Genomic DNA, 20,392 nt, shown 5'->3' with positions numbered 1-20,392 from the left:
CCGAGCAAGTGAAAGGCCGCAAGGTCACGTCCTGGCCGTCCATCCGCAAGGATCTGGAGAACGCCGGCGCGCGTTGGGAAGATCACGAAGTCGTTCAGGATGGCAATCTGATTACCAGCCGCAAGCCCGACGACATTCCCGCGTTCAGTCGCACGCTCATCGACGCGCTGACAGCCGGGACCACCTAAATCTGCACCGGAACGGTGCCTGTCATGTCCGGCCTTTAGTTATGGCGAGAGGGTCAGGGTAGGCCTCTTGCGCGCCCCGTCTTTGTTGCTTCTATACTCAAGTCAAGTGCTGGCAAGGGGGTCAGCACTTTGCACACTGACAGGGAAAACGAAGCAATGGAAACCAATCCGTATGCCGCGCCCGGCGCGGTAGTCGAAGACACGCAAGCGTTTGATGGCAACAATCTGGAAGCGCGCAAGGCATCTCGAGCGCAGCGTTTTGGAGCTTCATTTATCGATGGCCTGGTCCTTGGCTTCGGTACGGTGCCCATCTCTTTCTACGTTACGCAGCAGATGCACCTCAACCGTAGGACGCTATTTGATGTCTCCGGAACGACGCTGGCATTGGCGGTTGTCGTGTTGGCGATCTTGTGCATCATCAATTACGTTTTGATAAATCGTAATGGCCAGACCATTGGCAAACGTGCATTGAGCATTAAGACGGTGCGCAACGATGGGAGCCCGGTAACGGTGTCACGCGTTTTCTTCTTGCGATATCTGCCCATCACGCTGATCGCCATGGTCCCGTTTATTGGCGGCCTCGTTGCGCTGGTAGATGCATGCATGATTTTCGGTGGCGAAAAACGTTGCCTGCATGATTTGATCGCGGACACTATCGTCATCAACGCCTGATGCTCGACACAGTACGCGAGATCGAAACGCCGGAAGGCGTTAACCTGCGCTTGCGTGCGGCCGGTGCATTCGGCCGTGCGCAGGCATGGTTGATCGATTTACTTCTGCGCGCCGCCTTTTTCTTTATCGGTGCAGCCATTTTCGGCATCTTCGGCAAAGGTGGCGCCGGCCTTGGCTTGTTGTTGCTGTTCGCGATCACCTGGGCGTATTCGGTGGTGTGCGAAGTGTGGTTTGGCGGCCAGACTATCGGCAAACGCACCATGAAGTTGCGCGTAGTGTGCGCCGACGGTACACCCGTCACCCTGATTCACTCCGTGACGCGCAATCTGCTGCGCGTGATCGATGCACTGCCAGGTTTGTACGGTGTCGGCCTCGTCTGCACGATGATCGATCCTTCTGCGCGCCGTATCGGCGACATCGTGGCCGGTACAGTGGTCATCCATGCCGATGCTTTACCCGCAGGCAGCAAGGTTCCGGTTGTGCCGTCGCAGATATTGCCGGTGCCGCTCGATCCGGGTGAACAGGCGGCGCTGATCGATTTTGCCGAGCGCGCCGGTCAGCTCACCGTGCAGCGGCAGGAAGAGCTTGCCGATATTCTTGTACCGCTCACCGGGCGAGAAGGCACCGCCGCGGTCAAGCAACTCACCGCCTACGCAAATGGATTGCTGGGAAGGCCATGAAACAGGAGCAGTTCGTCGCGCTGCACGCTGAGGAATGGGACGCGCTGCGTTTCTGGCTCGCGCAGCTCGACCGACAGCCGAAAGCGGCGCTGCGCTCGGAAAAAACGGTGGGTTTTCCCGAGTCGTACCGGCGCGTGTGTCATCACCTTTCGCTTGCGCAGGCACGCGGATACAGCCGTGAAGTGACCGAGCGCCTGCAGCAGATCGTGGAGATGGGACATCGCCAGCTCTATCGTCCGCCTGCGCCGCGCTGGTACAAGGCGGCCACGTTCCTGCTTGCTGAATTTCCAAGACTCGTGCGCGAAAACTGGCGATACATGCTGGCGGCGACAGTGTTGCTTTATGTCCCGGCCATCGTGACGTATGTGCTGCTGCAATGGCGACCGGACCTTGCGCATAGCCTGTTCGCTGCCGGACAGCTCAAAGAATTCGAAAAGATGTACGACCCGTCCAATCCGAAGATCGGTCGCAGCAGCGGCACGGATCTGCAGATGTTCGGCTACTACATCATGAATAACGTCAGCATCGCGTTTCGCACCTTTGCGTCGGGATTGTTGCTCGGCGTCGGCGCCATTTATGTGCTGACGGCCAATGGTGTAATCATGGGTGGTGTAGCAGGACATCTCAACGCCATTGGTTACGGCGCGCCGTTCTGGCGTTTCGTCGTGGGGCATTCGGGATTTGAGCTCACCGCGATCGTGATTGCCGGTGGTGCAGGGTTGCAACTGGGCTTGAGCTTGCTTGCACCTGGCCGACTACGTCGTGAAACCGCATTGCGAGAGGCGGCTTGGAAAGGTGCGCGTCTGGCGCTCGGCGCGTTTGCGATGCTGGTGATGGCGGCTTTCATCGAAGCATACTGGTCATCGATTTCCATGTTGCCGGATGTCGTGAAGTACGGCAGCGGAGCGGGCGTCTGGTTGCTTGTTGCGCTGTGGCTCACGTGCGGTGGCAGAGGGAGCGCCCATGCAGCTTGAGCGCATCGGTGTTGCCCTGCGTCCGCGAACGGCGCTTGAAGCGATGGATCTGGGCGCGGTGATGCTGCGTGCGCATGCGCGTCAGGTATGGTCGGCATGGTTCGCGTTCACATTACCGATCTTTATCGTCTGTCAGACGATCGCCTGGCTGACGGGTATGCCATGGCTGGGTTTGTTCCTGCCCTGGTGGCTGCGTCCCCTATTCGATCGTATTCCGTTGTATGTACTTTCGCGCGCCGTGTTTGAGCAGACGCCCACATGGCGCGAAACCTTGAAAGGCCAATGGCATTGGCCCTGGGCACGCACCATCGCTGCGGTGACGTGGTTGCGTCTGGATACGCATCGTTCGGTGCGCCTACCCATGGAATTGCTTGAAGGTGTATCTGCGCAGCAGCGCTCGGTGCGCTGGCGAGTGCTCAGTCGGCCATTGGGCGGGAAAGCGAGCGGCTTGACATGGGCATGCCTGCTCTTCGAACTCGTGATGTTCCTCAGCATTTGCACATTCACATTATGGCTGTTGCCAGGCGAAGCATTGCCTGACTCCATGCGCAATCTGAATCAGGCATTTCAATTGCCCGCTTTCAAGCATGCGATGGTCTGGGTCGCGTCGTTCGTCACGTATGTCTCGATGAGCATCATCGAGCCACTGTACGTGGCGTCGGGATTTGCGCTCTATCTCAACCGGCGCACGCAACTGGAAGCGTGGGATATCGATTTGATGTTCCGTCGGCTTCGTCAACGATTGCTTGATACTGGCGTGGCCACCGTGCTTTTGATTTGCCTGAGTGGTTTCGCCATTACGGCACACGCCGCAGAGTCCGGGCCTGCGAAAGCGTCATCGTCGGCGCAAGCGGGTATCGCGGAAGCGTTTCATCAACCGCTGGACGACAAGGATGCGTCGTTCTCGCGCGAGGCGAACTTTGTCTATCTGGATCCGCGCTTCGGCACCAAGCATGAGGTGAAGCACTGGGTACTCAGAGCGATGCCCAATAAGACCGATGAAGCACCACCCTCATCACCGTTCGCGTTTGGCGATTGGGCCGCCGGGTTAGTCAATGTGCTGATGTGGACCTTGCTGGGCGTGGCGATCGTAGCGCTGGGCATCTTCACCGCGCGGCGCGTCCGCGTATCCCGTAGGGTTGTGGAACGGCCTGAGCGTACGCTTTCAGCGCTAAAGACAAACATAGTTCAAGAGGCCGCGCTGCCCGATGATCTTGCGGGCACCGCGAGAGAGCTCTGGCGCGACGGTCACCGTCGTGAAGCGTTGTCGCTGCTCTATCGAGGCAGCATGCAACGCGCGGCGGCGGCGCTACACATCCAGGTGCCGGTGGATGCGACGGAAGCGGACTGGTTGCGTCACGCAAGAGCCCTGGAGGATCCTTCGCGCCGTGATCAGCTCGTCAGCATCGTGCGCACGTGGCAGCTCGCCGCGTATGCGGGCCGCTATCCCGGCGATACGGAATTTGCATCGCTTCTGTCCGGATGGCCGGTGCAGCGGGTGGCGTCATGAATCGCAACAACATCGTCATTGCTGCGATCGTGCTTGCCGTTGTCGCCATTTGCGTGGGTGGCTTCTTCTTGCTGTTCAAGCGCGAATCGGTCACCGAGTCGGGACATCCGACGGGAGAGGCGGCCTACAACCGGTTCTATGCGCTGGAGCGAACGCTTGCCGACATGGGGCAAGCGTCCACGGGAAACGTCAACCTGTCGCAGGTCCTTCCCTTGCTGAAACCTGGCGACACGGTCGTCATCGGTCAGGATGTCAGCTACATCAAATATGACGAGGCCATAAAGCTGGTGGCTTGGGTGCGTCATGGCGGCCATCTGGTGTTTTCGCCGATGGGGCATGAGGAAAACGATGTACCCCTGATGCAACAGCTCAACGTGCTTACCGCATCGAAGAATAATTACAACTGCACGAAGCTGTGGACGAACGCGCCCGTTGGAAAAGGTTATGAGCAACAATTCATGTCGTTGTGCGGCGTGGGATTCAAGCTGCTGCCGTCATTCTTCGGCAACGCGCAGGTTGTCATTCACGATCGCTTTGGCGATCTGGCGTTTGCGCGCATATCGGATGGCGAAGGCACGGTTAGCGCGATCAACGATCTGAACGCCATTTCCGCAGACAAGCTCAGAAACTATCCCGAGCAAGAGTTCGCATGGCGTTTGCTTGAACCGAACATGGGGCAAGGCCACTTTTATTTCTTCTATGAACTGATCGGTACGTCGTTCTGGGTCAATGTCTTTTTGCGCGGATGGCCTGCGTTGTTGGCGTCGCTGCTATTGGCCATCGGCTGGATGTCGATGCGCAGCCAACGCTTCGGGCCCTTGATGCCGACACCGCCGGCACATCGCCGTGCGTTGCTCGAACACATTCAGGCCGTCGGTGAGTTCCTGTTCCGTCGCGATGGTGGTCGCAGCTTGCATCGTCTTGCATGCCAAGCGGTGATTGCGCGCCTGCGTCGCCGCGATCCTGCCGGCGCCATGCTCAGAGATGCGGAGCTTTACGACTGGCTTGCGCAGCGCAGCAAGCTTGAACCGTCGCGCATCGAACATGCTTTTCGTTCTCCCGCGAACGCCGCATCGTTTCGCGTATGCATAACCACTTTGGCGCGTATCAGGAGCCATCTATGACGACAGAAACCCTCGCGCCCGCCGCGGCGCCGGTACCCATGCCGGTGGAAGCGATTCATGCGCGCGTCGCCGCGCTTCGGAAACAGGTGGGGCATGCATTCATAGGCCAGGTCGATATTTTCGATCAAGTGCTGATGTCATTGCTTGCGGCCGGACATGTGTTGATCGAAGGCGTGCCGGGCTTGGGCAAGACGTTGCTGGTGCGGGCGCTGGCTGCATCGGTGAGTTGCACATTCGGCCGCATTCAGTTCACGCCCGATCTCATGCCGACGGACGTAACCGGCCACGCGATCTATGACGTGAAAGCCGAGCGCTTTCAGGTACGGCGCGGTCCCGTGTTCGCCAACCTGCTGCTGGCCGACGAAATCAATCGCGCGCCCGCCAAGACGCAGGCGGCGTTGCTCGAAGCGATGCAGGAAGGGCAGGCGACGATTGAAGGCCGGCGCTTTCCGCTACCTGCACCATTCATGGTCGTCGCGACGCAAAATCCGATCGAGCAGGAAGGTACTTATCCGTTGCCCGAAGCACAGCTGGATCGCTTTCTCATCAAGGTGTTGATCGGTTATCCCACCCTGGAAGACGAAAAGCGCATGGTGAGTAACGTGCTTGAAGGCCGCGTTGCAGCGGACCTGGATGTCTCGCGCGTGCAACAGGTGCTTGGCCAGCAGGAGTTGCTCGCCATGCAACAAGGTGTCGCCAGCATGCGCATGGATACTGCCGTGACCGATTATGCCGTGCGTATTGTTCGCGCCACGCGCGAATGGCCCGCGGTGGTCAGCGGCGCAGGGCCGCGCGGTGGACTGGCGCTCGCACGATTGGCGCGCGCACACGCTGCGATGGATGGACGCGATTTCGTCACGCCCGACGATGTGCGTGAAGTGGCGCTGCCAGGCCTTCGTCATCGATTGATGCTAGCGCCCGAAGCGCTCGTCGAGCGGCAACGTCCGGACGACGTCATTCGCGCGTTGTTGCACAAGGTTCCCGCGCCACGCCAATGATGCGACCGGGTCCGCTACTGTTGTGGCTCTTGTTCGGCTGGGTCGTGCTCGGCACGCTGACCAGTCTGGGCAAACTTCCGCTTGACGTATGGCTGGCTTACGGCGGCTTGCTCGCATTGGGTTTGCTAATGGATGCGTGGCAGCTCTCGCGTCAGCCATCGCCAGAACTGCAGCGGGATGTAGCGCCAGTCGTACCGTTAGGATTGGAGACGCTCGTTCGTCTGCGCTTGCGCTCGGCCGATAAGCGTGTGCGAAACGCGGATATTCACGATCTGCATCCGGGCGGCTGGGCGGTGCGCGGTTTACCGCATCGCGTGCGTTTGGCGCCACGAGAAGACTACGCGTTCGAGTACGCGCTGATGCCCGACATGCGCGGGCTCGCCACCTTCGATGGTTGCCACGTACGATTCCGCTCTGCGTGGCGTTTGTGGACGCAGCGCCGAACGCTGGATGTTACGAACGTCGTGCGCGTTTATCCGAACTTTGCGCCGCTGGCCGAAATGGCCGGGCTGAGCGTCGAATTGGCATCGCACAACATCGGTGCGCGATTGCAGCGTCGGCGTGGCGAAGGTACGGAGTTTCAGGAACTGCGCGACTATCGCGTCGGCGACAGCATGCGCAAGATCGACTGGAAGGCGACCGCCCGTGTCGGTCACTTCATCTCCCGCGAATATCGCGAGGAGCGCAATCAGCAGATCGTGCTGCTGATCGATTGCGGCCGGCGCATGCTGGCCAAGGACGGCGCCATCTCGCATTTCGATCATGTGCTCAATGCGTCGCTGTCGCTCGCGTATATCGCGATGCGTGAGGGCGACTCGGTCGGCATGCTCGCGTGCACAGGGCGTACACAGCGTTGGTTGCCGCCCACAACGGGCACTGGTGGCATGGACATGCTGCTCGGCACGGGCTATGACCTGCAGGCGACGGCGTCACCGACCGATTATCTCGCCGCGACCAACGCTTTGTTGGAACGTCAGCGCCGTCGCGCACTCGTAGTACTCATCACCAATGTGCGCGACGAGGACGATACCGAGCTGGCCATGGCCGTCACCGTGCTGGCGCAGCGTCATCTAGTGCTCGTGACGAGCTTGCGCGAGCAGGCGGTCGAGGACGCTGCGGTCGATACCGGCCATACGCTCGATAGGGCGATTCGCAGCGCATCGGCCATGCACTACCTTGCAGACCGGGAACGCGTGCACGACAGCCTGAATCGTCGCGGTGTGATGACGATGGATGTTGGGTGTTCTGAGTTGTCGGGAGCGCTTATCGAACGCTACCTGCGCTTGAAGCGAGAAAGCAGGCTGTAGAAGAGCAGGCTGTAGAAGAGCAAGCTCTAGAAGATCTGGGTGATTCGTCCGGTGCGTTAAGCTCCGACATCGGAATACTCAATCTTCATCACCTCGATGGTCATATCACCCGCCGGCCGATGCCAGCGAACCTCGTCGCCAACGCGCGCTCCCAACAATGCTTGGGCAAGCGGTGAGACGTAACTGACCAAACCATGCTCCACGTCCGCTTCGTCTTCGCCGACGATTTGCCAGCGATGTTCGCCGTCTTCGCTATCGACGGTGACGATGGCGCCAAACGCCACGCGCTCGCGCGGCTGTTTGGAAAGGTCCACCTCAATGGCGTTGGCAACGCGCGCGCTGAGCCAGCGCAGTTCGCGCTCCAGTGACGACAGCTCGCGTTCCTGCGCAAGCGTGTCGTCCTCCGCAGCTTTCAAGGCATCGCGACGCGCTTGCGCGGTAGCCAAACGCGCGCGCAACAGGGCGGCGCCGTGCGGCGTGACGTAATTGGGATTGTCGCTCAGCGGCATTTCGGGCAATGCGTCATCGGCATCGCCTTCATAATCTTTGACGAAGGCACGATTCATACGGCCCTCCGAAGTGAAAGTGTTTATGTTCTCAAGGTCCAGATGGCTCGCGCCAAGAGGTCAATGGGGCTGTGCTGTCAGACACTGTCTTCTACGACATGGAGACGTGGCCGGGAGACCGCAATGTCGCCCGGCCGGTGGGTGTCACGGGAATGCGGGCGGTGAGGTCAGTCCTCGTCCAGTTTGGGCTTCCATGCTTCGCTGAGTTGCCGCTGGACGGGCGGCGGTACCGGTTCGTAATGGCTCAAATCCACACTGTAGCGACCTCGTCCGCCCGTCATGGCCTTGAGTTCGGTGGGATAGTCAGTGAGTTCGGCGAGCGGCGCTTGCGCCTTGATGACGATCTCGCCACCGTGTTTGGCGTCGGTGCCCATGATGCGCGCGCGTTTGCCTGCAAGTCCACCGGTGACATCGCCCACGTTCAGCTCGGGAATCGAGACTTCGACATCCACAATGGGCTCGAGCACAACGGGACGCGCCTTGTTCACCGCATCCAGAAATGCTTTCTTGCCGGCGCTGACGAAGGCGACTTCCTTCGAATCGACGGGATGGTACTTGCCGTCGTACACGGTCACGCGCAAATCCTGCATCGGAAAACCGGCAATCGCGCCGGTTTCCATCGCCTGTCGCACGCCTTTCTCGATTGCGGGCAGGAATTGGCCCGGAATCACGCCGCCTTTCACCGCATCCACGAATTGAAACCCCGCGCCGCGCTCCAGCGGATCGACACGCAAAAACACTTCGCCGAATTGTCCCGCGCCGCCGGTTTGTTTCTTGTGCCGGTGATGGCCTTGCGCGGAACCGGCGATGGTTTCGCGATAGGCAATGCGCGGAGGATGCGTTACGACTTCCACGCCGTATCGATCCTTCATGCGCTCGAGCATGATCTTCAGGTGCAGATCCGACAGGCCGCGTACGACGGTTTCGTTGAGTTCCTTGTGATGTTCCATGCGAAAGCACGGATCTTCTTCCGTCAACCGCGACAGCGCATTCGAAAGCTTCTGTTCCTGACCTTTGTGTTTGGGTTCCAGTGCAAGACCGAACATCGGTTGCGGAAAATGCATAGGGTCGAGATGGATGCCGTCTTCGTCGTGCGACTCGTGCAAGACCGCATCGAAGTGCAGATCCTCGATCTTCGCGACGGCGGCGATATCGCCCGGAATGGCCTGATCGACTTCGACATGCGTCTTGCCGTTCAACCGGAACAGATGGCCGACCTTGAACGCTTTGCGGTTGTCGTCGATGTACAACTGGCTATCGCGGCGGACGGTGCCTTGCCATACGCGAAACACGCCAAGCTTGCCTACGAACGGATCGTTGATCACCTTGAATACATCGGCGACGACGTGCGATGAAGGATTCGGTTCGACCGAAATCTGCACGTTATGGTCATCGCGGAAGGGAGGGGGATTGGCTTCATTGGGATTGGGCAAAAGACGATCGCAGATTTCGAGCAGCTCAAGCACTCCTGCGCCGGTGCGCGCGCTGACGAAGCAGATCGGTACAAGATGCCCTTCGCGCAGGCATTGTTCGAAGGCTTCGTGCAATTGCTGCGGTGTCAGGCATTCTTCGCCTTCTTCGAGGTAAGCGCCCATGGTGGCTTCGTTGATCTCCACCACCTGATCGAGAATCTGCTGATGCGCTTCGGCCAGCGATGAAAAATCGGTTTTTCCATCCTTGTGGAAGAAGCAGTCGAGCACGCGGCTGTTGTTGTCGGCGGGAAGATTCACCGGCAAACATTCGTTGCCGAATTCGTAGCGTATCGCGCGGACCAATTCAGCCAGATCCACGCCCTCTGCGTCGATCTTGTTGATCACGATCACACGCGCCAAGCCGCGCACGTGCGCGTGTTCCATCATGCGGCGCGTGCCGTGTTCGATGCCGTTCGACGCGTTGATGACGATAAGCGCCGTTTCGACCGCCGCGAAGGCGGACAGGGTGGCGCCGCGAAAATCCGCGTAGCCGGCGGTATCCAGCAGATTGATATGGGAGCTTCCGTGATCGATGCCTGCAATGCAGCTATCGATAGAGTGACCGCGTGCTTTCTCTTGCGCGTCGGTATCCGATTGCGTGGTTCCGCGCTCGACCGATCCGATCGACTGAATCACACCACCGGCATGCAGCATGGCTTCGAATAACGTGGTCTTGCCGACGCCGGCGTGACCGGCGAGAGCGGCGTTGCGGATGTTTTCCGTGTTGTAGGACACGATGCGACCCTCCTTTTGCGAAAGGCGCGGACTCGTGCGACAGCAGACCTGGCCGGCGCCGCACGAAGCCGCGCGTAGCGGCGATAGAGTCTGTTTACCGTCTCTGCGTAGCTCGCGTTGTGATTGAGTGGCCGCTGGGCATTGGTGTGCGGCGAAGCGCCTGACTGGCCGTCAGGTCAAGCCGCGCGCCAATGCCCAGCGGCCACTCAATCACAACCCTCTGGGCCGGATCTGTTTGCCCACATGTCCGCGTCATCACTCGCTCATGTATCGACATACACTTCGCTCGTTCTTCCTAGCCTTGCGGGCAAACAGTTTCCGGCGCGAGCCACGCAGAGACGGTAAACAGACTCTGTATGGCGGGCCGTCATGGTCGTCCTTGGCGTGCGGGACGCGTGGGCGGTCATGGCGGGAGGCGGCGCTGGGGCCGCGCGCTTAGCGTTCTCTCATTGGCCGGTTTGGTCAAGTTGCACTGCGAAGACCAGCGTTAACATGGCGTGATTGCTTGGAACCGTAGGGGCGCCGAAAGGTCTGTGTGGCATCACTATCCGGGCAACGTAGCGAGGACGGCTTTATCGAACGCCCCGACCAAGTCGAGCACCACCGCTGGTTTTCCCCGATGGACGAAAAAAACCGCGGTCTGGCTCCCCTCGATGGACCCACGCGCGCCATGCTGCATCAGCTGCGTTGGCGCAAAACCCCGCGCGACAACCGCCTTCTGTGGGCGGCGTTGACGATCGCGCTGCTTCTGCATGCCGTTTTCGTCACGGTCCTTTGGTATGAGATGAAACCGCACGCAGGAGAAGAGGCGGCGGTGTATGCGCCTGCACGGGCGATGGAAGTGCGATTTATTTCCCGGCCGTCATCGCATGCGCCGGCGCCGCCGCCTATCGCGCCCCCGCCGCCCCCGCCGCGCCCGTCACACGAGCCACCCTCGAAAAATGCCATCGCGGTGCGTTTACCCGAGCCGCCGCCGGCGACATCTGCCCCGACACCGCCCACGCCACCGGTATTGTTCGATCGCACGGGACGAATCATTTTGCCCGCCAACGCAGGGAGTGCACCGCCTGCACCCACTGCCGATTACGTGCAACGCGGTCCGCAAGGCGATACGCAAATCATGCACGACAAGGACACGGTCAAATACAAAGCCACCAAGCTGGATCAGTATTGGCGCAAAAATTCCAATGCCGTGGACGATGCGCTGCAGAAACTTGTCGACAAGACCACGGTGACGAAGACCATCAATTTGCCCAAAGGCATTCGCATTCACTGCGGCGTATCGATCGCCGCGCTGTCCGGCGGATGCAGCGGCGATCCGCCGCCACCGCCACCTTCGAACGATGGCGACGAACGTCTGAACATGGCGCCAGCGGCGTTGGTCAAGAACGCGCCGCCACCACCGCCACCGCCACCGAGCGTGGCGACGTGCATCGCCGATTACAAAGCAGGGAAGCCGTTGCCCAACGGTTGTCCGGTAGACACGCCAGCGCGTGCGGTCGATGCGCAGAAGGCCTCGACCGCTCCGGGGCAGTGAGAGGGCCAGGTCGAACGGCCCAGCAGGAAATTCCAGTTGTCCGGCTACACTGGCGCACATGCCGCCACTGCCTCCCGATCAGCCTACCCAACCCAGTCGGGTCGTCATGATCAAGTCGCCGCGCGATGCGGCCACTTGGGCGATCGTCTATCGGCGCAAAGTTCGCGATAGACCACGCGATCGTCTGCTGAAAGTGATCGCGCTGTTCGGCACATTGCTGGTGCACGTGTTGTTTCTGCTGGGCATGGTGCTGGGTCCTGCGTATGTATTGCCGCCGGCGCCGCCCGAGCCCAAAGGCAATGCATTGTTGGTGAAGTTGATCGAAAAGAAACCGCAGCCACCGCCGCCCCCGCCGCCGATTCGCGGCATACCGCCGAAGGAACACGGACCAACGCATCGCGGCAATACAAGTCAGGTTGCACATGTGACGCATGAAGCGTCGACAGCAGCACCTGTCGCGGCGGTACAGCAACCGCCTGCGCCAACGCCCAAGCAGCAACCGGTGGTGTCGCAGGCAAAGCAGACGGCGGCGGCAAAACCGCGGCCTGCCGCTGCGCCGCTGCCGCCGATCACGTTGCCGAAAACTGCGCCGGTCGTGCTGGAGCAACCGAAGTTGGTAGGTACGCCTCCGCCCGCACCCACCGTGCCTGCGACGCCCGTACCGCAGCCCGTACCACCGCCCTTCCAGCCGGAGCCGCCGCGCAAACCGCAGGCGGAAGGTACGCAACCGATGCCGCCGTTGCCGTCGCTGGCGGTGCCGACACAGCCGGCACAGTCGCCACTGACGGCAGCGCCGCCGCAAATTGCGGTAGAGAAGCCCTCTGTCGCACCCGTTCTGGTACCCAACGTGGCGCCGGCCACGCCTGCGCCGACACCCGCCTCGCCGCCATCGCCACCGCTTGAACCGATTCCGCTGCCCGCACAACAAGCGCCGACGGTAAACCTGCAGCCGTCCGACGCACCGGTGAAAACACCGCTTGCACCGCAACTGTCGCAACAGCCGCTGGGGCCTGTTGCGAAGCCGAGCGAGCCGGAACCGCAACTTGCGCCGATTCCGCTGACACCGATCACGACGCCCGCGCCGACGCTGCCACCGGCTGCACCATCGCCCGTCGTAGCCACTCCAAAGATCTCGGTGCCGGCCGTGTCGGTGGCGCCGCTACTCAGTCCGGCGCCGGCGCCCTCGCCGTCGTCGCCGCAGACCAAGACGCCCGAGTCGCCATCGAATGAAAAGCCGACAGCGGAAACGTCGCCGTCGGCACCGAACAATCCAACGCCGACATCGCCGGGCAACGAAGGCAATAGCTCGGTTAGCACCGCGCCGAATGCGACACCGCAGGGAAGTGAAACGGGTAATCCGGGTTCGCCTAATGGCGGAACGAAACCCTCGGAGACCAACGGTCCGCCGAACGGACAATCGATACCTGTTCCTGGAAGCGGCAACGCAGGCGGTCCACCGAACGGCGGTACGCCGGGTACGCCCAATGGGACGTATGTGCAGCTCAAGCCGCACGGCGATACGGAGATCATGTCGCACAACATCCATCTGCCAAAGTACAACCCGACGGTGTTCGACAAATACTGGACGCCGAAGGGCGAGAGTTCGGTCGACACAGCGTTGCGTCATGCCGTGGAAAAGACCACCGTCAGTCACACGTTCAATCTGCCGCAAGGTATACGCATCGAGTGCTCGGTCATGCCGTTATTGCCGTCCTCTCTGCTCGGTTGTCACAACCCCGATCCACCGGCAGTGCCCTTGCCCAAGAAGATTTACGACCGCCTGAATCTGCCCACCATCAATCCGTCGATACCCAAGACGCCAGCGGTTGCGTCGACGGCACCTGCGCCCGCGTCATCGGTGACATTGAATAACGACGCTGAATGTGCGGCCGCGCGTGTGAGTGGCGGTCCACTGCCGCCGAACTGTGGATCGACAGAAGCGGTGAAGCCGCTGCATCTGCCGGCATCGGCATCAACGTCATGGGTGCCTGCCAGCGATCAGTTCCATTGACGGGCAGCACGTAAAGGAGATCGGCGTCATGAGCGACAACAACGCCACCTATTTCGACGGCGGCTGCGACTGCAAGGCCGTTCGCTATCGCATGCTCGATACCCCAATGTTCGTGCATTGCTGTCATTGCCGCTGGTGTCAACGCGAGACAGGCACGGCTTTCGCTCTCAATGCATTGATCGAAGCGGATCGCGTTGTGGTGCTCGCCGGCGAGGTGGAGGTGGTGAACACACCATCACTCAGTGGCAAGGGGCAGAAGATTGCGCGTTGTCCGCTCTGCAAAATTGCGGTGTGGAGTAACTACGCGGGTCTGGGCGATGTCCAGCGTTTTATTCGCGTAGGTACGCTCGACGACCCCGATCGCTTTGCGCCCGACATTCATATCTATACGCAGTCCAAACAACCGTGGGTGCTTCTGCCGCCGGGCGCGCCGGCGATGCACGCGTATTACGAACGCGAGCAGCATTGGTCAGCCGCAAGTCTGGAACGACGGCGCGCAATGTTGGAGAGAGCAGGGCGCTGACTCGGAGGTGTCCCTACTTTTTTTGCTCGACGACTTCAACAAAATCAGAAGGTTTTCCAAGTTAGTCGAGATTTTGCACATCACCTCGACGTCATCCCAGCTTTTGCTGGGATGATGAGCAAAAAAGCGTCGGGATACCTTAGTCGCTGACTCGCTCTTTCCATCGAAAAGATGGATGCGCTCAGAGCAACCGCAGCAATTCTTTCATCAGCGGCAAGCGGCGCACGCGCACGGCACTTACGCGGAACACGGCATTGGCGAGTGCAGGTACGGCAGTGGGCATCGCAAGAAAACTCGCGCCTACCGGATCGCCATCGCCGGGTACGGTGATTACTTCAACTGCCTTCGGCAATTGCGCCATGCTGGCGAGCGGATAATCTTTCCAGCTGCTTTGCTGCACCTTGCCGTCTTTCACGGTGATGGCGAGATTCATCGCAGTGGACAGTGCATCCAGCGTCGCACCGGCAATTTGGCCTTCCAGACCGGTCGGGTTGATCACGCGTCCAACATCGACGGCGCATACCACGCGTTCGATCGTCAGCTTCTCGCCCTGCATCGACACTTCCACCGCGTGTGCGACGTAGGCGCCATCCATATACCAGCACGCGAGGCCGAGGCCGTTGACGCTGTGAAGCCAGTCTTTCCAGCTGATGCGATCGGCAACGAGTTGCAATACGTTCGCAAGACGCGCCGTGTCGATCGCGCCACCACCGGTGAGTGGTACCAAGCGCGGATCGCCGATCATGCGCAGACGCGTATCAAGGGGATCTTCCTTGATCGCATGCGCGATTTCATCGATGAAGCAGTCCACTGCGAACGCATTGGCGGTATGCGGCATGCCGCGGTGCGGCCCACGTGGCAGCGCGGACGTCAGGCTGAACCAGTCGCTGCGATAGTTCGGCACGAAGCCGGCGGGTAACTGATTGACGTCGACTTCCGATGTCCACAGCTGCTCGCTGTGCACGCCACGACCGTTTTGTGCAGAGGCGCTGGCAACGCGCTGATTCCACGCGGAGATGTGACGCTTCGCATCCACGATGGCGCTGAACTTGTGGACGAAGCCGGAGCGGTAATAGTCGTGCGTGAGGTCTTCGTCGCGTGGCCAGAACAAACGCAGCGGTTTGCTTACCGCTTTTGCGAGCAGCACCGCTTCGGCCACGTAATCGTGATCCAGGCGCCGGCCGTAACCGCCGCCGACGCGCGACATGCGAATGTCGATCTGATCCGGCGCCAAGCCGGTCAAACGCTGCACCACACTCCACGCTTGTTGGGGAGCTTGCGTGGGCACGTAGAGCGTGGCGCTGGTCTTGTCCAGGCGCACCAGGCAGTTCATCGGCTCGTTGACGGCATGTGCCAACCACGGTTGGTAGTACGTGGCCTCGATACGTCGCGCGGCTTTTTTGCCAGCCTTGTCGACATCGCCATCGTCGCGCACGCGCGTGGTCGGTGCGCTGTCGCTGTTCAACAGCGACGTGGCTTCTTGTTCGATGGCGCCGGTGTCTTCCTTGCCGCTCGCGCCGGGTTTCCATGTCAGTTTCAACGCACGACGGCCTTGTAGTGCCTGCCATGTCGTTTCCGCAATCACCGCCACGGCTGGCGCAATCACCGTCTGGCCCGGCGGTAACTTAGGCTCCGGTTTTAGTTCGATAACGTCGATCACGCCTTTGATGGCGAGCGTGGCGCTTTTATCTAGCTGCTGCAGTTCACCATCTGGCCAGGGGCAGTGCGAGAGCACGGCCACTACTGCATCGCCGAAGTGCTGATCCAGCGAATAAGGCGTTTGACCGGTGACGATGCCGTGTGCATCCACATCGCCGATGCCCTGGCCGATCAGCGTGAAGTGATCGGGCGATTTCAGCGGTGGCAAATTTTGCGGCGGTGTGATTTTCGATGCGGCCGATGCCAGTTCGCCGTAGCGCAGGCGGCGACCGTCCGGTGCAATCACGACGCCTTTTTCGGTACGCAAACGATTGGCTTGAATACCGAGCTGCTGCGCGGCGGCTTGTACCAACAGCCAGCGCGCCAGTGCACCCGCCGAGCGCAAATTGATCCAGGCGCGGGGAATGGAATTGCCAGTGCCACCTACTTGCTGTCCGTAAAGCCACTGGGGTGAGCCGTTGTTGTTGCCCACGCCTAGGCCCAATTGCACGACGCGCACGCGTTGCCAATCGACATCCAGTTCATCGGCAATGATGCGCGGCAACGAGGTCGCAACACCGGTGCCGGTATCCGGATCGCGCGCGCCGATCAGCACGTCGCCATCCGGATCGATACGCACATACATGCCAAGCGGATATAGGGCATCGCCCAGCATATCCATCGGCACGGGCGCGTCCGCGGCGTCCGCCATGCGCACGCCGACGATCAGCGCGCCGGTGGCGCTGGCGAGCACTTGCAGAAAACGGCGGCGTGAAAGTCGTACGTCGCCGCTCACGCTTTGGCTCCTTGCTTCATCGCTGCGGCGGCGCGCTTGATGGCGCTGCGCACGCGGGTCTGGCAACCGCAGCGGCAGAGATTGGGAAGTGTGTCGATATCGCTATCGGAAGGATCTTTGCGGCGGTTCAGCAGGTCCATCGATGCGATCAACCAGCCCGGCGTGCAATAGCCGCAGCCGATGGCGTCTTCATCGATGAAGGCCTGCTGCAACGGATGCAGATGGCCCTTGGTATCGGCCAGACCTTCGACCGTGACGACCGGCTTGCCGACGAGCTTGCTCATCGTCACCCCGATGGCGGATGTCGACTTGCCATCCACCAGCACCAGATCCGCGCCGCCCACGCCGTTTTCACCGCTGTACTTGGTGCCGTCGAGCTGCAGCACGTCGCGCAAATACCAGAGCAAAGGCATCTCCGGATCGCCGGTGTGATGGTAGTGCTCGCCGTTGATTTGCACGTCGATGCCGGGACGAACCGCAATCGAGGTGATTTCGACCCCGCTGATGGCCCGGGCGTGGTCTTGCGCCATCGGTAAATTCTCCTGGTACCTATCGCCACATTGTGGCATTGCCGCAGGAAATTAGGGGCGCGCGGGGCTGAACAAGCGTCGCCAGATGTAATAAACCGGGACGCCGGCCGCCATGATCAGCAGCCCCATGCCCGTATTGACGAGGCTGCTCTGCAGACTTTCCACCACGACCAAGCCGATAGCGGCGATGAAGATAAGCGGCAGCAGTGGGTAGCCGGGCACGCGGAACGGCACCTCGCCATGCCGCTGGCGCCGATACCAGAACAGCGTGCTGACGCCGATGGCACAGGCGAGCCAGTCGCCGAAGGTGGCGTAATCGAGCAATTGGCCATAGCTGCCCGACAGCACCAGCACGATGGACCAGCCCGTCAACAGCACCAGGGCGATGTTGGGTGTGTGGTAGCGCGGATTCAGTCGCGCCACGGTGCTGAAGAACAGGCCGTCTTCACCCATGACCTGCAAGACGCGAGCACCCGACACCAGCGTGATGTTGCAAAAGCCGAAGGTGGAAATGGCGATACCCACGGCGATGAGCTTTGCGCCCGCAGAGCCGAACACTTTGCCCATCACGTCGGCCGCAGGCGCATGGCTGTGCGCTAGTCCGTCATGGCCGAGCACGGCCAGATACGCGACGTTGATCAGTGCATACGCCACGATCACGCCAAGCATGCCCACGAACAGCGCACGCGGCAGCGTACGTTGCGGCTCGCGCACTTCGCCGGCGAGATTGTTGAGGTAGGTGAATCCGGAGTAGGCAAACAGAACGGGCAACGAGGCGCTCATGAAGCCGACACCGCTGCGCGCCGGATCGACGGCTAATATCGGCGTGCTCCCCGCCCCCGCGGAAAAGAGTCCGCACACCACTAGCACGGCGACTGCCAGCAGCTTCAGCAGGGTGAAAAGGTTCTGCAGCTGCGCGCCGAACTTCAGCCCGAACATGTTGATGCCCGCCACCAGCACCAGCGCACCCACCGCAAGCGGCGTCACAGTACTCACCGGCAGACCGAACACGGACGCGGCGTAACTGGCGAAGATGGTGGCGACCGCCGCGGTGGAGCCGGAATAGATCACCAGCAGCATGGTCCAGCCGAACAGGAAGCCCGCCAGCGGACCGAAGGCTTCACGTAAGTAAACATACGTGCCACCCGCGTGCGGGCGCCGAGCGCCGAGCTCCGCATAGCACAGCGCGCCGATCAGGGTGAGGACGCCGGCACCGATCCACATCATCAGCAGCGCGAGCCCGGATTCGGTTCGCTGCGCCACGATGTACGGGTTGAGGAAGACGCCGCCGCCGATGATGCCGCCGATCACGACCAACGCCGCATCGCGCAGACGAAGGCTGCGTTGGTAGCCGGTAACCGGTGACGTCATGGCAACACCCCTAGTGGAAAACCCAGAGCATGGCAATCGCGTTGCGATCCGGCAAGCGTGGCGTCATCCACGCAGGTCCAGTTCGCCGCGAATGGTGACGACGCAATCGCCACCGATCGTGATGGCGCCGCTCGCCGGATCCCGCGCGACATCCACGTAGCCGTCGCGCTCGACTTCCCGTCCCTGGCTCGCCCGATAGCGCGAGCCGTAAACACTGTCGCCACTCTCAGCGAGGAAAGCCATGATGGCGGCGTTGGCGCTCCCGGTGACGGGGTCTTCCGGGATGCCATCGTCTGGACAGAAGGCGCGTACAGCCATCGACGCATCCTTCATGTGCTCGCGACCAAATACGCTCAAGCCGATTGCCTTGTGACGTTTGCACAATGCTGCGATGGCAGGAAAATTCGGATCCAGCGCACGCACATGGGATGCTTCATGAAGATTGCAAAGCAGCCAATGCGGTCCGTTGATCACCATGCGAACCTGCGCATCGTCCAGCACGTGATGCAGCGCATCTCCCATCGCGTGTACGGTCGGCGCATCCACACGGTGCACATGTGCGGGCGGTGCTTGCACATGAATCGTGCGCTCCTCGCCTGAGCCATCGACGCGCACAGGCAATAGCCCCGCCGCGCACTCTTGCACCAATGCCTGTTTACCGGCGGCAATCAAGCCGGTTTCGATTGCCGCGTACGCGCTTCCTACACTGGGGTGTCCTGCAAAAGGCAGTTCGCGAGTTGGCGTGAATATCCGCACGCGGTAATCGGCGCCTGGTTGAGTAGGGGTCAACAGAAATGCCGTTTCGGAGAGATTGGTCCAGCGCGCTATCGCACGCATCGTGGCTTCATCCAGGCCATCGCCATCGATGACGACGGCCAGCGGATTGCCTTTCAGCGGTTGTCGGGAAAATACGTCCAGCTGCATGAAGCGACGTTTTGAAGACATGGTGACGCCTGTGCGAATGATCCACGCATCGTATCCATGCGATGTCGCTTTTTGTATGCGCCAAAAGGTATGTTTGCAAATAAGAAGGCCCGCACGTCAAACGTGCGGGCCAGTTCGCAGAACTGCAATCAGACTTAGAAGCCGCCGCGCAGGAATGCATCCAGATTGGCGACGTCCAGCGAGCCGATGCCCGCACCGGGGTTGTAATGCGGTGCGCCGTTGTAGAACCAGTTGTCGCCGGCGCGGATGCTGTTGAATGCCGAGAAACGACCGTAGCCAAAGACGTTCTGAATGGCGTAGATCTGCGGATTCCACAAGCCGATACGATGACCCGTGCTCTGGCGGAGCAACGCGGTGATGCCATTGAGCTGCGGTGCGACGAAGCTGGTGCCACCTTCACCGCTGTTCAAGCCGCCATCAAACGTCGAGACGAAGATGTAGCCCGTTTCCGGATCTGCGTTCAACGAAATATCGGGCACGTTGCGGCCCTGGAAGTGAGCGGGCAGCTTCAGCAGCGTCGTCGGACCGGCGCTGGGGTCGTTGTAGACCAGCGACTGCTTCGCCTCGCTGGTGCGCACGCCGTTGGTGAAGGCCTGATAGAACGGCGTATGCCAGTACACGCTCACACCGCCACCGCCGCCGACGGAGAACAGGTCGACCACGTTCGGACCGATGTAGGTATCGAAATAATTCTGGATGTAATCCCAGCCCCAGACGCTTTCCTGCGTGATGGATTCGGTCGGGCCCGAACCGAACGCGTAGCTATAAGGCGTTGTGGTGCCGCCGGCAGCGGTGATGTACGGATCGGAAGCGGG

Annotated in this window: 17 protein-coding genes and 1 pseudogene; 11 read left to right on the top strand and 7 right to left on the bottom strand. The window is 60.8% G+C overall.

Annotation, left to right across the window (positions count from 1 at the left end):
- The 8 genes from VK725_RS11610 to VK725_RS11575 form a co-directional block, all read left to right on the top strand.
- Positions 1-188: DJ-1/PfpI family protein (locus VK725_RS11610; protein WP_325318212.1), on the top strand; the 188-nt coding region annotated here is incomplete at its 5' end.
- Between the two features lie 156 nt (positions 189-344).
- A complete protein-coding gene (locus VK725_RS11605) occupies positions 345-860 on the top strand; it encodes an RDD family protein (protein ID WP_325318211.1) in 516 nt (171 codons plus the stop codon).
- Positions 860-1,540, top strand: coding sequence for an RDD family protein (locus VK725_RS11600; RefSeq protein WP_325318210.1), 681 nt, complete (start codon positions 860-862; stop codon positions 1,538-1,540). The genes VK725_RS11605 and VK725_RS11600 overlap by 1 nt, the downstream gene beginning before the upstream one ends.
- Positions 1,537-2,514: a stage II sporulation protein M gene (locus tag VK725_RS11595; RefSeq protein ID WP_325318209.1), complete on the top strand. Its 978-nt coding sequence runs from the start codon at positions 1,537-1,539 to the stop codon at positions 2,512-2,514. Before VK725_RS11600 ends, VK725_RS11595 begins: the two co-directional genes overlap by 4 nt.
- On the top strand, positions 2,504-4,024 hold the full coding sequence (locus VK725_RS11590) for a DUF4129 domain-containing protein (protein WP_325318208.1): 1,521 nt from the start codon (positions 2,504-2,506) through the stop codon (positions 4,022-4,024). The genes VK725_RS11595 and VK725_RS11590 overlap by 11 nt, the downstream gene beginning before the upstream one ends.
- Positions 4,021-5,148, top strand: a complete 1,128-nt coding sequence (locus tag VK725_RS11585; protein ID WP_325318207.1) for a hypothetical protein — start codon at positions 4,021-4,023, stop codon at positions 5,146-5,148. The genes VK725_RS11590 and VK725_RS11585 overlap by 4 nt, the downstream gene beginning before the upstream one ends.
- Complete coding sequence (locus tag VK725_RS11580; RefSeq protein WP_414648491.1) at positions 5,145-6,146, top strand: AAA family ATPase; 1,002 nt, start codon at positions 5,145-5,147, stop codon at positions 6,144-6,146. Before VK725_RS11585 ends, VK725_RS11580 begins: the two co-directional genes overlap by 4 nt.
- Positions 6,143-7,453 (top strand): DUF58 domain-containing protein, encoded by a 1,311-nt coding sequence (locus VK725_RS11575; protein ID WP_325318206.1) that lies wholly within the window; start codon positions 6,143-6,145, stop codon positions 7,451-7,453. Before VK725_RS11580 ends, VK725_RS11575 begins: the two co-directional genes overlap by 4 nt.
- A gap of 56 nt (positions 7,454-7,509) precedes the next feature.
- Here the strand turns inward: VK725_RS11575 and VK725_RS11570 are convergent, their stop codons facing one another.
- Both VK725_RS11570 and fusA read right to left on the bottom strand, forming a co-directional pair.
- On the bottom strand, positions 7,510-8,019 hold the full coding sequence (locus VK725_RS11570) for a GreA/GreB family elongation factor (RefSeq protein ID WP_325318205.1): 510 nt from the start codon (positions 8,017-8,019) through the stop codon (positions 7,510-7,512).
- 167 nt (positions 8,020-8,186) lie between these two features.
- Complete coding sequence (fusA, locus tag VK725_RS11565; protein ID WP_325318204.1) at positions 8,187-10,226, bottom strand: elongation factor G; 2,040 nt, start codon at positions 10,224-10,226, stop codon at positions 8,187-8,189.
- A 535-nt stretch (positions 10,227-10,761) separates the two neighbouring features.
- On the opposite strand from fusA, the gene VK725_RS11560 reads away from it, so the two are divergent.
- The 3 genes from VK725_RS11560 (at position 10,762) to VK725_RS11550 (ending at position 14,297) form a co-directional block, all read left to right on the top strand.
- Entirely contained in the window at positions 10,762-11,763 is a 1,002-nt protein-coding gene (locus tag VK725_RS11560) for a hypothetical protein (protein ID WP_325318203.1), read from the top strand.
- Between the two features lie 106 nt (positions 11,764-11,869).
- Positions 11,870-13,774: a hypothetical protein gene (locus VK725_RS11555; RefSeq protein WP_325318202.1), complete on the top strand. Its 1,905-nt coding sequence runs from the start codon at positions 11,870-11,872 to the stop codon at positions 13,772-13,774.
- A 28-nt stretch (positions 13,775-13,802) separates the two neighbouring features.
- The gene (locus VK725_RS11550) at positions 13,803-14,297 is read left to right on the top strand and encodes a GFA family protein (protein ID WP_325318201.1); all 495 of its coding nucleotides are present in this window, start codon (positions 13,803-13,805) and stop codon (positions 14,295-14,297) included.
- Between the two features lie 181 nt (positions 14,298-14,478).
- Here the strand turns inward: VK725_RS11550 and VK725_RS11545 are convergent, their stop codons facing one another.
- The 5 genes and pseudogenes from VK725_RS11545 to VK725_RS11525 form a co-directional block, all read right to left on the bottom strand.
- Positions 14,479-16,731, bottom strand: a complete 2,253-nt coding sequence (locus VK725_RS11545) for a xanthine dehydrogenase family protein molybdopterin-binding subunit (protein WP_325318200.1) — start codon at positions 16,729-16,731, stop codon at positions 14,479-14,481.
- On the bottom strand, positions 16,728-17,261 hold the full coding sequence (locus VK725_RS11540; RefSeq protein WP_325318199.1) for a (2Fe-2S)-binding protein: 534 nt from the start codon (positions 17,259-17,261) through the stop codon (positions 16,728-16,730). Before VK725_RS11540 ends, VK725_RS11545 begins: the two co-directional genes overlap by 4 nt.
- Positions 17,262-17,312: 51 nt before the next feature.
- The gene (locus VK725_RS11535; protein WP_325318198.1) at positions 17,313-18,632 is read right to left on the bottom strand and encodes an APC family permease; all 1,320 of its coding nucleotides are present in this window, start codon (positions 18,630-18,632) and stop codon (positions 17,313-17,315) included.
- Between the two features lie 63 nt (positions 18,633-18,695).
- Positions 18,696-19,577 (bottom strand): PhzF family phenazine biosynthesis protein, encoded by an 882-nt coding sequence (locus VK725_RS11530; RefSeq protein ID WP_325318197.1) that lies wholly within the window; start codon positions 19,575-19,577, stop codon positions 18,696-18,698.
- 134 nt (positions 19,578-19,711) lie between these two features.
- Positions 19,712-20,392 (bottom strand): annotated as a pseudogene (locus VK725_RS11525) (peptidase S53); the annotation flags it as partial.

Source organism: Dyella sp., assembly GCF_035486915.1.
Taxonomy (GTDB): Bacteria; Pseudomonadota; Gammaproteobacteria; order Xanthomonadales; family Rhodanobacteraceae; genus Dyella_B.
Note: the sequence above shows the minus strand (reverse complement) of the source record. Positions and strands in the feature narration are given on the sequence as shown.

Coding starts and splice junctions, on each gene's coding strand:
- VK725_RS11535 (WP_325318198.1), bottom strand. CDS start 18,632: ATGACGTCACCGGTTACCGGCTACCAACGCAGCCTTCGTCTGCGCGAT.
- VK725_RS11595 (WP_325318209.1), top strand. CDS start 1,537: ATGAAACAGGAGCAGTTCGTCGCGCTGCACGCTGAGGAATGGGACGCG.
- VK725_RS11550 (WP_325318201.1), top strand. CDS start 13,803: ATGAGCGACAACAACGCCACCTATTTCGACGGCGGCTGCGACTGCAAG.
- VK725_RS11575 (WP_325318206.1), top strand. CDS start 6,143: ATGATGCGACCGGGTCCGCTACTGTTGTGGCTCTTGTTCGGCTGGGTC.
- VK725_RS11605 (WP_325318211.1), top strand. CDS start 345: ATGGAAACCAATCCGTATGCCGCGCCCGGCGCGGTAGTCGAAGACACG.
- VK725_RS11585 (WP_325318207.1), top strand. CDS start 4,021: ATGAATCGCAACAACATCGTCATTGCTGCGATCGTGCTTGCCGTTGTC.
- VK725_RS11530 (WP_325318197.1), bottom strand. CDS start 19,577: ATGTCTTCAAAACGTCGCTTCATGCAGCTGGACGTATTTTCCCGACAA.
- VK725_RS11590 (WP_325318208.1), top strand. CDS start 2,504: ATGCAGCTTGAGCGCATCGGTGTTGCCCTGCGTCCGCGAACGGCGCTT.
- VK725_RS11600 (WP_325318210.1), top strand. CDS start 860: ATGCTCGACACAGTACGCGAGATCGAAACGCCGGAAGGCGTTAACCTG.
- VK725_RS11540 (WP_325318199.1), bottom strand. CDS start 17,261: ATGGCGCAAGACCACGCCCGGGCCATCAGCGGGGTCGAAATCACCTCG.
- VK725_RS11555 (WP_325318202.1), top strand. CDS start 11,870: ATGATCAAGTCGCCGCGCGATGCGGCCACTTGGGCGATCGTCTATCGG.
- VK725_RS11580 (WP_414648491.1), top strand. CDS start 5,145: ATGACGACAGAAACCCTCGCGCCCGCCGCGGCGCCGGTACCCATGCCG.
- VK725_RS11570 (WP_325318205.1), bottom strand. CDS start 8,019: ATGAATCGTGCCTTCGTCAAAGATTATGAAGGCGATGCCGATGACGCA.